10 protein-coding genes and 1 riboswitch are annotated in these 12242 nt (G+C 48.9%); all 10 genes read right to left on the reverse strand.

All coding sequences use genetic code 11. From position 1 onward, the window contains the following. Positions 1–30: 30 nt before the first annotated feature. The 10 genes from ACJ67_RS01990 to ACJ67_RS02040 all read right to left on the reverse strand — a co-directional run bounded on the left by ACJ67_RS01990 (position 31) and on the right by ACJ67_RS02040 (position 12144). On the reverse strand, positions 31–348 hold the full coding sequence (locus tag ACJ67_RS01990) for a multidrug efflux SMR transporter (RefSeq protein WP_049637670.1): 318 nt from the start codon (positions 346–348) through the stop codon (positions 31–33). A 387-nt stretch (positions 349–735) separates the two neighbouring features. Beyond that, positions 736–2538, reverse strand: coding sequence for an allophanate hydrolase (gene atzF / locus ACJ67_RS01995; protein WP_049637671.1), 1803 nt, complete (start codon positions 2536–2538; stop codon positions 736–738). Positions 2539–2549: 11 nt separating this feature from the next. Further along, complete coding sequence (uca, locus tag ACJ67_RS02000) at positions 2550–6149, reverse strand: urea carboxylase (RefSeq protein ID WP_049637672.1); 3600 nt, start codon at positions 6147–6149, stop codon at positions 2550–2552. 209 nt (positions 6150–6358) lie between these two features. Beyond that, positions 6359–6994, reverse strand: a complete 636-nt coding sequence (locus ACJ67_RS02005) for an urea amidolyase associated protein UAAP2 (RefSeq protein WP_049637673.1) — start codon at positions 6992–6994, stop codon at positions 6359–6361. Positions 6995–7007: 13 nt separating this feature from the next. After that, a complete protein-coding gene (locus ACJ67_RS02010; protein WP_049637674.1) occupies positions 7008–7736 on the reverse strand; it encodes an urea amidolyase associated protein UAAP1 in 729 nt (242 codons plus the stop codon). An 11-nt stretch (positions 7737–7747) separates the two neighbouring features. Then, positions 7748–8527, reverse strand: a complete 780-nt coding sequence (locus tag ACJ67_RS02015) for an ABC transporter ATP-binding protein (protein ID WP_049637675.1) — start codon at positions 8525–8527, stop codon at positions 7748–7750. Beyond that, complete coding sequence (locus ACJ67_RS02020; RefSeq protein ID WP_049637676.1) at positions 8524–9339, reverse strand: ABC transporter permease; 816 nt, start codon at positions 9337–9339, stop codon at positions 8524–8526. The genes ACJ67_RS02015 and ACJ67_RS02020 overlap by 4 nt, the downstream gene beginning before the upstream one ends. Before the next feature lie 11 nt (positions 9340–9350). Continuing rightward, entirely contained in the window at positions 9351–10412 is a 1062-nt protein-coding gene (locus ACJ67_RS02025; RefSeq protein WP_049637677.1) for a putative urea ABC transporter substrate-binding protein, read from the reverse strand. 57 nt (positions 10413–10469) lie between these two features. Then, positions 10470–10567, reverse strand: a riboswitch (guanidine-I (ykkC/yxkD leader). 867 nt (positions 10568–11434) lie between these two features. Beyond that, a complete protein-coding gene (locus tag ACJ67_RS02035; protein ID WP_049637679.1) occupies positions 11435–11638 on the reverse strand; it encodes a hypothetical protein in 204 nt (67 codons plus the stop codon). A gap of 113 nt (positions 11639–11751) precedes the next feature. After that, complete coding sequence (locus tag ACJ67_RS02040; protein ID WP_029148283.1) at positions 11752–12144, reverse strand: cupin domain-containing protein; 393 nt, start codon at positions 12142–12144, stop codon at positions 11752–11754. Positions 12145–12242: the final 98 nt, after the last annotated feature.

The following is a 12242-nucleotide window of genomic DNA, read 5'->3' on the forward strand; positions in this document are numbered from 1 at the left end:
TTAGGGCGTGTACTGTTGCCATTTCATGGCTTATGATCCGGCAACTTTCATGAGTATCAGCCCAGAAATGATTAAGGTTGCCGCAAGTAATCGCAACATTGTGATGGGTTCAGAGAGCACCGTGATGCCAACGATAAATGCACCAACGCCACCAATCCCCGTCCAAACAGTGTAAGCAGTGCCCATGGGTATCGTGCGCATCGCCGAAGAAAGCAACCAAAAGCTTCCTATCACTGTAAGCAGCGTCATGAGTGATGGTAGCAGTTTTGAAAAACCATCAGACTCTTTGATCGCGTAAGCGAAGATGATTTCCAGAATGCCAGCGGCGAAAAGTTGTAACCAAGCCATAAACTGTCCTAAAGTGAAGCCAAGCTGTCCTGTGAAAATGCAATGACTGGAGGGCCACTGCGCGTCATTACCACAGTACTTTGCCTAGGCGATTGTGTACCCTTTGATCAGGCTGGGTACTTTTTATCATATTGAATACAGCGTCCAGGGCTTTTGCAGAGAGAACTGCTCAAAGCGAAAACATTCGACGGTCATTCAAGTGCTTAACCTGCCAACCCCCGTCGCTGTTAGTTCTGCCGTCGCTTGAACTTTGAGGCTGAAACGAGGGCGCTTAGCCCCGCTGCGCTAAAAATAGTCATCTTTTTGTGCAACATCCCTATTAAAAGCAAAAAATATTTTTGAATGGATCAGGGAAAGGTCAGCGGTTCGCTGACAGACCCAGCAACGTTATTGGTGTTGCAAGTACTCTCGCCATCCAGAAAACTGCGAGATTGGATCTGCAGTTTCCAGGGCGTAATCCTCACAGATAAATCCGGTGACCCACGAGCCATCTATCAGTTCAACCTTGCCCAGTCCTAATGGCGCAGGAATATCATTTAGAAAGGCGCCTAACTCTTGGGTGGGGATTTCCCAGATTTCTACCTCAAATGATCGGCCACCTGTTGAAACTCTTCTTAAACCTGGTCGTTTGGGCGGTGAGCCCGCCAAGGCATAAAACTGGTAAGCAGGGGAGGTCTGTGTTTTCTTGAGCAACTGCCCGCCTTTGTCTTTTAATTGCCAATTCAAGGGCAAGCCCTCTAAATGTGCGCCACACACCAGCAGCTGTGAGCGATCATTTTTTGCCAATGTTGTCTGGGGCGCGGCCGTGAATTCGAATTGACCAATCAGCGGTAGTTTTGAGGTGCGCTGAAAACTGTCCGCAATACTTAAAAGATATTGGTCACAGAATGCACGCCCAAAAAAAGTTACCCCGGAAGGCAGGCCATTCCGCATGAATCCAGCCGGTACCGCTACCGCCGCATAGTCCAGCAGATTCATGAAGTTGGTGTAAGTCCCCAAATCAGAGTTACGTTTCACAGGCTCTGCCGCTAGCTCGGCCAAGGTGACTGGGCGCGGATAGGCCGGTGTGATAATGAAATCCAGGTTGGCAAGAATGGCATCCGTCTTGACTTTCAGGGCTTGTAATTTGTATTGCGCTTTAAACGCTTGCACCGCCGTGGCAGTCGGGGCTTTCTGCAGCACATCTCTGATGACAGGCAGTACCGTTTCAGGATTTTTCTCAATCAACTCGCCAACGACGCTGTATCTTTCAGCGACCCAAGGACCTTCGTAAAGAAGCTTCGCAGCCTCCAGAAAGGCACTGAAATCGATTTCAATGGCAACTCCTCCCATCTTCTCAAGGGTGGACACTGAACGCTCAAAGAGTGCCTGACTTTCAGTGCACCCTAGAAACTCTAATTGTTTAGGGATACCAAATTTAAAGCCAGCGGCTGGGATGCCAAACGATCTGCCTGTGTTCCAGCCAACATTGGCACGACTGTACTCATCTTCTGGATCCTGATGGGCAGTCAGTGCTAGCAGCTTGCTTGCTTCCAATGCGGTCGCTGTAAAAAAGGTCGTGCAATCCAGTGTGCGGCAAGCTGGCACAACGCCAGCCGTTGAAATTAAGCCCTTGGTGGCTTTCAATCCAATCAGGTTATTGAGCGCTGCCGGAACACGCCCGCTGCCTGCGGTATCTGTGCCGAGTGCAAACGATGCCAGTCCCAATGCCACTGCCAGCGCGGAGCCTGCACTTGAACCACCGCTTGGGTATTCAGCAAGGACGCTATTGCGGCAGAGTCCATAGGGAGAGCGGGTGCCGTTCAGGCCAGTTGCGAACTGATCAAGATTTGTTTTACCGATGGGGATCGCGCCTAGTGCAATCAATTGCGTAACAATGGTGGCATTTTTAGCCGGGATATAACTAAATGCGGGGCATGCGGCGGTGGTCGGAACGCCCGCCAGGTCGATGTTATCCTTGACCGCAAATGGGACGCCATACAACGGTAAGCTTTCAGCCCCGGTTGCCTCTAAATTTGCCAGATAAGGCGCTAACTCTTCTTCAGTCAGAATGTGGATGAAGAGCTTGTATTCCGCATTTAACTGGAGGGCTCTTTCGCGCAATGCTTGAATGAGTTCACGTGGTGAGAATGCATGGTTGGCATACGCACTTTTAAGGGCATCCAATTGCAGGTTATATGGGTGTTTCATTTCAATGTCCTTTAAGCTTCGTTAATCACGACCACACACTGCCCGGCTTTGACGGGTGAGCCAGGGGAGACCCGTATCTCTGCCACTTCACCATCGACAGGTGCTTGGATTTCAATTTCCATTTTCATGGATTCAAGAATGACTAAGGATTCGCCAGCGTTAACTTTCTGCCCAACCTTCACAACGACTTGCCATAAATTCCCAGCAATATGACTCTCCACGCCGATCTGCCCCTCGGCCAAAGTGGATTCTTCAGTATCACTGGCTAAATTTTCATCTATTTCAAAATGGGCCTGGCCCGTTTCAATCCAGCGCTGACGCTCCGCATCGAATGCCGTTTTTTGATGGCTTCTGAAGACTTGAATCGATGATGCCTCCCTCGCCAAAAAGGATTGATATTCCGAAAGATTAAGGCTGGTTTCTTCAATCTTTAATGGATAGCGACCGAGTGGGAAATCGCGCCGGATGACCAGTAACTCTTCGGCCGACACCGGGTAAAAGCGAATCTGGTCAAAGAAATTCAGTAACCATGGCTTTCCTTCAAACGCAGCTACCTTTTTATAGCGACTCCACATTTGCAGGGTGCGGCCCACAAACTGGTAACCCCCTGGGCCCTCCATACCGTAAACGCACATGTAAGCACCGCCAATCCCAACGGAGTTCTCGGCAGTCCAGGTTCTGGCAGGATTGTATTTGGTAGTGACTAATCTGTGCCGTGGATCCAGGGGGGTCGCGACCGGTGCACCAAGATAAACATCTCCCAGCCCCATCACCAGGTAACTGGCGTCAAAAACGATTTCCTGCACTTTTTGAATATCCGGCAATTCATTGATGCGGCGGATAAACTCCAGGTTGCTCGGGCACCAAGGCGCATCTTTACGCACCGTAGTCATATATTTTTCGATCGCCAATTGGCACGCCGGATCGTCCCAGGACAATGGCAGGTGAACCACGCGCGATGGCACGGTAATATCTTGCGTTGAACTTACCTTGCCCCAAATTTCCTGGATCAACGCCAATAATGTTTTTAATGGCAGCTGTTCCGGCTGGTAATGCACTTGCAAGGAGCGTATGCCAGGGGTGAGGTCAATAATGCCGGCAGGATTGCTGTGCTCAATGGCTTGCATCAAAGCATGCGCTTTGAATCGTAAGACAAGGTCCAGCTCAGGCGCGCCGATCTCAATCAACAAGTGCGTATCGCCAGATAGTCTTGCGACGAGCTTGGCATCCTTTTCCCCAATTTCCAGAACGATAGGCGACTGCAGTTCTGCGGCATGCCAGGATCCGGTGACTGGACTCAGGCCTGCGATTTGTTGCTGTTGATCTTTAAACGCCTGTCTGGCGGTGGCGATGGTCACCGGGATAAAGCGAACTTTGTCACCTGCCTTGAGTTGCCCTAGATGCCATAAATCCGCTTCAATAATCGTCACCGGGCAGACAAAACCGCCCAGGCTGGGCCCATCAGGCCCGAGAATCACCGGCATGTCACCGGTGAAATCAACCGCACCAATCGCATAAGGGTTGTCGTGAATATTGGAAGGATGTAACCCCGCTTCACCGCCACTCTCTCTGACCCACTCAGGTTTTGGTCCAATCAGGCGAACACCGGTTCTGCTGGAGTTGAAATGCACTTCCCAATCAGTGCTTAAAAACTGATCGATATAGCGCTGGGTGAAATATTCCGGGGCGCCATGCGGGCCATAAATGACTCGGATCTGTCTGGTCTCAGCAAGGAGGGGGTAGAGGCCTGGCGGTAGCGCGATGCCCGCAGCCGCATGCGCTAAGGTTGACAGGTGGATGACATCCCCGGCTCTTAAAGCGCGCCCGGCATGCCCGCCAAATTGGCCCAGCGTAAACGTACTTTTACTGCCCAAATATTCAGGAATCTCCAGGCCGCCGCTGAAAAGCAGATAGCTGCGGGCGCCTGTTTCGGCAATTTTGCCTAAGCTTAACGTTGACCCTTGCTTGATATGTAGAGAGACATTTTGTGGCGCGTGCTCGCCATCCACTTTGACCGGGATATTTGCACCCGTAATAGCGACGACTGCATCCGTATTGAAACGTAGGGTGGGGCCACTCATGGTGATTTCCAACCCGGCAGCACTTTCTTCGTTCCCCAGCAAACGATTCCCTAAACGGAAAGCCAGGCTATCCATTGGACCTGAGGGTGGAACACCGACTGCCCAATATCCCTGGCGACCAGGATAATCCTGAATAGTGGTTTGTGTTCCTGGAACAAGCACTTCAAATGTCTCAGCGTGATACGCTAACCCCTCAAGGCAGCGCGTCCACGGATTGCCTTCTGAAAATGGCTGGTCGGATAATATTTGTCGGAGGTAGCCACGGTTGGTTTCTACGCCGTATAGCACGGTCTCTGCCAGCGCGTCATCCAGACGCTTTCTGGCCTCCTCCCTGGTGACTGACCAGCTAATCACTTTTGCAATCATGGGGTCAAAATAGGGCGGGACTTCACATCCTGCCTCAACCCATGTGTCTACACGTAATGCTTTTCCATCCGCGTGAGGAAAAGCAACATTGGTCAACAAACCAGGGCTGGGTTGAAAATCTTTCCCTGGATCTTCCGCATACAGGCGCGCTTGTATTGAATGGCCTTGGGGGTGCAGTGTTTGGCGAATGTCTGACAAAGGCGGTAAGTCGCCAGCCGCCAATTCAATCATCCAACGCACCAGGTCAACGCCCCATACTTGCTCGGTAACACCATGCTCTACCTGTAAGCGGGTATTCACTTCTAGGAAGTAAAATTGCTCGGCAAGGCTGTCATACACAAATTCTACGGTGCCCGCACTGCGATAATTCACTGCTTTTGCTAATTTAATCGCCGCTTCACACAGTGCCTGCGCCATGCCGTCTGGCAAATTGGGCGCGGGGGTTTCTTCTAAGACTTTTTGGTTTCTGCGCTGCACAGAGCAATCACGCACCCCCAAGGCAATGACCTCGCCTTTGCCATCTCCAAACACCTGAACCTCTAAGTGTCTGGCGCGTTCAATGTATTTTTCAATAAATACACCAGAGTCACTAAAGTTGTTCTGTCCCAGGCGTCTGACTGCCTCAAATGCTTCGGCAAGGTCGCGTTCGTTCCAGCATACGCGCATGCCTATGCCACCACCACCTGCGGTACTTTTCAGCATCACCGGATAACCTACTTGCTTAGCTGCAGCGATAGCCTCATGCACACTATCCAGTAACACAGTGCCTTCCAGCATGGGCACCTGGTGGGCTTTTGCAATCGCTCTGGCCGTGTGCTTAAGCCCGAATACGCGTAATTGTTCCGGGGTTGGGCCAATAAAGGCAATGCCCGCTTGTTCGCAAGCTTCTGCGAACGCTGCATTCTCAGATAAAAAACCATACCCAGGATGAATGGCAGTCGCCCCGGTGGTTTTTGCGACTTCAAGTATTCGCGCTACATTGAGATAAGTATTTGCAGCGGGGCCTTCACCTAGGCTAATCGCCTCGTCGGCCTGCTGAATATGTAAACTGGCAATATCCGATTCTGAATAAACCGCCACCCCTTTCACGTTCAGGGCTTTTAGGGTGCGGAGGATGCGGCAAGCAATTGCCCCTCGATTTGCAATCAGTAGTTTATTGAACATACAAATGATCTTCTGAGGGCGGGTCGTCCCGCATATACGAAACCACGCTGAGGTCGTCCACAGCGGGATCCACTGGCTAGGTGATCGTTTGGGTAGCCGGCTTGACTTGCTAAAAGCGCGCTATTTGGAAAAGTCTGCTCTTGCAACCATTCCTTGATAGAGCGTCGTGAGTATTTTTCTAAAGATACTACGCATACTTTTTTTAAGCCTTAATTCCATACAAACACCTCCGCTTGGGTTGGGTTCCATCCATTACAGGGATTGTTAAGTTGCGGGCAATTCGAGATCAACACAATTAAATCCTGGTGCGCTTTTAATTCCACATATTTGCCTGGTGCTGAAATGCCATCTGCAAAGGTCAAGCCGCCCTCCGGAGTGACCGGAACGTTCATGAAGAAGTTAATGTTTGCGCCAATATCCCGCTTGTTCAATCTGCCATCATGTAAACATGCGCACATGAAATTGTCTCTGCAACTATGCATGTAGCGCTTGTCGAGTGAATAACGCACGGTGTTGCTTTCCTGAGCGCATGCGCCTCCCAGCGTGTCGTGGCGACCGCAGGTATCTGCCACAATCGTGGCTAATGGATTGCCCAGGTTTGAATACAGCGTTGTACCGGTTGTCAGGTAAACCTTGTTCTGATTGCGCATGGTCCGTTGCGCGTCATAACGCTCTCTTGGATTGCTCGCACTATAAAAAAGGGTATCCACGGCCTGGTTACCTTCACTGTCTAACAGCCTGAATGTCTGTCCTGCTTTGACTTCAAACAAATAAGGTTCGCCTGCCGGAATAACATGGTGGAAAAAGGCGTTTTCAGCAACTAATTGGCTTGAGATGATGTTCATATTGATTCCTTCCTCACAGGTAGAAGCGTTCAGTGTTATGAAAAGCTCTACCGTTTTCCGGCCGAGACTGTCGACACACTTCACTGATACTTTCACTCTCTGCTTTGCGCCATGACAGTTGTACTGGGCGGGGGTGGTATTCAGGATTGGGATCCAATGGATGTTGAATGGCGGTCAGAATCACCAAGGTATCCATCGGGGCATACAACTCCACGTAATCGCCTGCACAAGAGTGGTTGGGCTCAAAGAAAAGGGATCCCTCGTCATCCACGGTCACTTTGCTAAAAAAGTTAACGACCATGAGCAAATCTTGAAGATCAAGGTTCCATTTACCCATTTCCACCAACAGATTGTCGGTGCCATTTCGATAGAAATTATTTCTGAGTTCCTGATAGCGGCCAACGCCATATTTCGTTTCAACTTCTTGAGCGTTTAATACCCCGCCCAAACTGTCATGCCAACCGCATGTGTCCTCAGTGATGGCGGCGAGTACTCTCCCCATGTCCGAGTAAAAGCAATGTCCTTTTGTGAGCTTGGCCGTGTGTTGCGCTTTTAATGTGTCTGGTAAGTTCAGTCTCTCGCTGTGTTGATGTGCATTCAACATCATCATGCTGACATTGGCGTGACCTTTGACGTCGGTCATTCGCAAAACCTGATCTTTTTTCAGGATGAAGGAGGTGTGACCGCCCCCTGGAACAAACTCTTCATAGAGGATGTTGGATGTATTTGTATAGTTGTTCATGGGTAAACCTTTTAATTCGTTTTAAGCACATGGGTGGGCAATGTCGCCACCTGTGCTTGTTGCTGGAGTCTGTCCTGATTGAGCTTGATGTCGTAGGTGATACGCGCACCGTAGGCTTTGGGCGCATGTGGATCGACTCTGACCTTATCAAATACCATCAATCGGGTGCCCAAATGAAAGCCCTCGGACAAGTCATGGGTGACCATGAAGACCGTCAATTTTGTCTCTTTGCATAGCGCTAACATCAGTGCATGCATATCTTTGCGAATGCCAGGATCCAGCGCGCCAAAGGGTTCATCCAGCAACAGGATGCGAGGTTGAGCTATCAAAGCCTGTGCAATGGCCAGCCGCTGTTGCATGCCGCCGGAGAGGGCTGATGGATATTGATGCAAATGATGCTCAAGCCCCACGCGCTGAAGGATTTCTGTTGCCTTGCGCCTGGCCTCCTTCTTTTTTGAGCCCCAGAAACGACCCCAAAATGGCGAGGCTGAAAACTCCATGCCGATGACGACGTTCTCAAGGACAGTCAGGTGCGGAAACACTGAATATTTCTGGAACACGACCCCTCTTGACTGGTCTGGCTCAGCAGGAAGCGTTTCCCCATCCAGAAGGATTTCTCCTTTTGACGGGGTTTCCTGGCCTAAAAGCATACGCAGGAATGTGGACTTGCCGCAGCCAGAGGCGCCTACCAGTGTGCAGAATTCGCCTTCCTCAATTTGCAGATTGAGCCCTTCCAGCACCACATGATCGCCATAGCATTGCCATACATTATTGAATTCTATAAAGCTCATGCGCCTGCCCCTTCAGCCCAGGGGAAACAGATGTGATGCAGCTTCTTCAGTGCATAGTCTGTCAACCAGGCCAACAGCGTGATCCACAACACATAGGGCAGGATGACATCCATCGCGAGATATCTACGTACCAGAAAAATACGATATCCCAAGCCCTCTGTCGCCGAGATAGCTTCAGCGGAAATCAAGAACAGCCAGGCTGAACCCATCAGTAATCGCAACGAAGTCAGCAGCCTCGCAAGCAACTGCGGAAGAATGACCCGGATCATGACAGTCCACGAATTAGCGCCCAAGGTCTGCGCTTTGATAATGATTTCTTTTGGCAACTCTCTTGCACGCTGTTCTAAATCACGTGCGAGCATCGGGGTGAGGCCAATGACGATCAGCATGACTTTTGATAGCTCATCCAATCCAAACACAATAAAAAGGATGGGCAGAATCGCCAGCGGTGGCACCATGGAGATCACGCCGACTAATGGAGAAAGCGAAGCCCGAACCAAGGGGATGGCGCCCAGAAAGATACCGAGCATTAAGCCCAAGCATGCCACAATCGCCAAGCCTAGTCCCAACCGCTTCAAACTGGACAAAGTGTCATCCAGCATCAGAAAGGTCCCAGTGGAGGGGTCTTCTGTAAAGGCCATCAGCTTCAGGGCTTCCCACATCTGAGAAACACTAGGCAGGAGCTTGTCCTCTGGATTTTCAACCAGGCGAAGATGTGAGTTCACCAAATACACAACAATGATCAAGATCATTGGGATTGCGGCAAGCATCCATCTCGTCCCCCGGCTGGGGTGTTGATTAATTAATCTCATGATTGACCTGTTTAGAGCTTGCCATCAATCGCCATTTGCAAATACGTGTCAGTGAATCTGAGTTTGATATTTTTGCTATTACCGGTGACGACGCCGTTGGGATATTCAATGCCAATGGCGGTTGCAGATTTTGCTGCAGGCCCTAGCAATCCATTATCGAAAGAAAAACTAGAGACCTTTTGCATCACCGTTGGCAGTTTGGCGTCCCTGACAAAGGCCAGTGAGGCAGCAGGTTCATAAAACAGGGCTGTGGTGGAAATTTGCTGCATGTATGAATCCAGGGTTGTGCCAGAGTGCTTTGCCATGTATTGCAACGCCTCTTTATCTTTTGCTTTCATGAGTGCCATCACTTCAAACCATGCCCCCGTCAACGCTTTCCCTAGCGAGGGGTTTTTTCGTAAAGTGTCTGTATTGACGACCATCAAGTCGATGATTTCGCCAGGAATCTGGCTGGAGGTGAATGCCTTTGAGGTATTTGGCAGCGCGGCTAACTCAGAGAGTTGAGGGTTCCAAGTGGCCATTGCTTTCACAGAGGGTGTGCTAAAGGCTGCGACAACATCTGCATCTGAGACATTGACTAACTTCAAGTCCTTTTGTGTGAGTCCGGCCTGTTCCAGGGCTCTCGCCAGTAAGTAATGCGATACAGAATATTGAACCAAGTGTACGCTTTGCCCCTTGAGGTCCTTGATCTGTTTATTCGCACCCTTAATGACAATGCCGTCGTTACCATTTGAATAGTCGCCGACAATTAATGCGGTGGAGTCAACGCCACCAGCCGCTGGCACAACCAATGCATCCAGATTGGCCATACTGCAACCATCAAATTGACCAGCGGTGTATTGATTAATTGACTCAGCATAATCGTTCAACTGAGTGACTTTAATCGTGATGCCGTATTTCTTTGCCCATTTGGCGACGATGCCTTTTGCTTGCGCATAATCCCATGGCATCCATCCAGCATAAATGGTCCAGCAAATATTGAATTGTTTTTTTGAGTCAGCAGCGAATGCTGTGGTATTCAAAAGTGAAAAGCAAAGCAGCGTCAGTGCGATTGTAAAGCGTCGAACTAGCATAGGAGAACTCCAAGTAAATTATTCGGCAAGGGAGCAGCTAACATTCAACATGTTGCTATCTCCCGGGCTTTTATCCCGCCGTGTAACCTCTTGGAGGTCGTTAGCTCTCGGACCAGCGCTCACTTACGTAAGCCGGAACCCTAGCCAACCATTAGGTAATGCAGCGTTCATACCTGCTGCCCCACATGATTAAACTAGCAACTAATATGCCAGCCGGTAAATCCTTGTTTTCAATAGATTTCCTATAAAGTAGATCAATATTTATGCACTTCGATAGTGCGTTAAGCCCAAGTTTGGGCGTGATTAAAATCGTGCAATACGATAAAAATGCCATCATTCATTTTTAAATGACAGAAAATACTTTTAGACAAAGTCAGCCTCACCTCACAAAGGCATGATTACTAAGTGTCTCTATTCAAACTGATCACCCATGAAAAAATAAAGCCCCAGAAGGTCCGGTGCTTGAACGCAGGTGTTTGGCATCACCAAACAACGATTTTAATAATACGGGTTAATGTTTGCGACTTTAGAAGAGATCGATTTATTGTCGACAACGATATTGCTCGTTAATTAATACGTAACTTGGTTGCTCGATTCCAATGAGAGTTTTCAAGGATAATCTTCAATGTTCTTAGGGATGTACGTAACTGTGAGTCGCAGCATGAGATGCAACTTTGTCTCCAAAAGCTGCAACTTTTAACCTCATAAGTCGCAATCAAAAAGCCCATTTTTAGTGGGCTTTTTGATGATGGTGCCAACGGCATATTTTGTTGAGAGTGGATCTATCCAGGTAATCTGTGCCCCGCTTGTTTTTGCGACTCTATCCAGCTGCTCTATGTCGGATTGGCATTTTGTACGACGGCTCAGAGTGAAGCCTAGTCCAGCCTTCAAAATGCGGATTAGTTGTGAGACAGGTAGATGATCAAAACTCATCTTAATTAAGCTTTCATTTAATATACTTGTATTAATTAAATGCATCCCGCCAGAGCGGGATGACTCTAGTCAGAGCTTAAAGTATTTGCCTATTTTGCAGTTGTGCTGCAGGCAGATTCAGTTTTCTTTTGAGCCGAATTACAGGCTTCCATCGCTTTTTTAGCACTTTCTTTTGCTTCTGAAACGTTATTTTTGTTATGACTCTCAGAAGCACTCAAATGATGTTTCGCTGCCGCTTCATGATCGCTTGCTGCTTGTTGATGCAATCCGCTGGCTTGATTGGAAATTGACATGACTTAATCCTTTATGTTGTAAATCAATCTGACCCTTGGAAATTCAAAAGCCAGTCTTACTACTTTACAATCAATTTTTAAGCATGTTTGTTCGCTAGCCAACACCCCTTTGATTATTCTGTTGTCACACCATCAAACAACCGTTCCGTGACATCAGCATACACTCGCAGATGACAGACTGTTCCATCTAAGTGGTTAGGTGGTGAATATACTGAATGTACTTTTAAATCAAACTTTCCCGTATTAATAAGGTTGTGATTGACTCCGGCGGGGACAATAATGGCGTATCCCGTCTCAACCTCAGTCGTGACGCCATTGATGATGATATGTCCCATGCCTTTATCCACCCCTAAGAACTGATCCTGCATATGCACTATAAAGCCAGTTTCTTCACCAGGTTTTAGTGAGACCAGTAGTAATTGACTATACTTTCCCGTGTATAAGACTCGTCTGAAGTCAGTATTCATAACACTGGCTTGCTGAAGGTTTTGGATATATCCATGCATAAGCGATTTCCTGAGCGTCATGAAGCGTCACATTGCAGATAGGTGGTTCCTGAGAGTACCGATAAGACTCCTCTCTGACATGTGAGGTCATGCACTAT

The organism is Methylophilus sp. TWE2 (assembly GCF_001183865.1).
Lineage (GTDB): Bacteria > Pseudomonadota > Gammaproteobacteria > Burkholderiales > Methylophilaceae > Methylophilus.

What these genes read in the sequence shown, in the direction of transcription:
- ACJ67_RS02025 (WP_049637677.1), bottom strand. Translation starts at nt 10,412, where the DNA reads ATGCTAGTTCGACGCTTTACAATCGCACTGACGCTGCTTTGCTTTTCA.
- ACJ67_RS02040 (WP_029148283.1), bottom strand. Translation starts at nt 12,144, where the DNA reads ATGCATGGATATATCCAAAACCTTCAGCAAGCCAGTGTTATGAATACT.
- uca (WP_049637672.1), bottom strand. Translation starts at nt 6,149, where the DNA reads ATGTTCAATAAACTACTGATTGCAAATCGAGGGGCAATTGCTTGCCGC.
- ACJ67_RS02015 (WP_049637675.1), bottom strand. Translation starts at nt 8,527, where the DNA reads ATGAGCTTTATAGAATTCAATAATGTATGGCAATGCTATGGCGATCAT.
- atzF (WP_049637671.1), bottom strand. Translation starts at nt 2,538, where the DNA reads ATGAAACACCCATATAACCTGCAATTGGATGCCCTTAAAAGTGCGTAT.
- ACJ67_RS02005 (WP_049637673.1), bottom strand. Translation starts at nt 6,994, where the DNA reads ATGAACATCATCTCAAGCCAATTAGTTGCTGAAAACGCCTTTTTCCAC.
- ACJ67_RS01990 (WP_049637670.1), bottom strand. Translation starts at nt 348, where the DNA reads ATGGCTTGGTTACAACTTTTCGCCGCTGGCATTCTGGAAATCATCTTC.
- ACJ67_RS02035 (WP_049637679.1), bottom strand. Translation starts at nt 11,638, where the DNA reads ATGTCAATTTCCAATCAAGCCAGCGGATTGCATCAACAAGCAGCAAGC.
- ACJ67_RS02010 (WP_049637674.1), bottom strand. Translation starts at nt 7,736, where the DNA reads ATGAACAACTATACAAATACATCCAACATCCTCTATGAAGAGTTTGTT.
- ACJ67_RS02020 (WP_049637676.1), bottom strand. Translation starts at nt 9,339, where the DNA reads ATGAGATTAATTAATCAACACCCCAGCCGGGGGACGAGATGGATGCTT.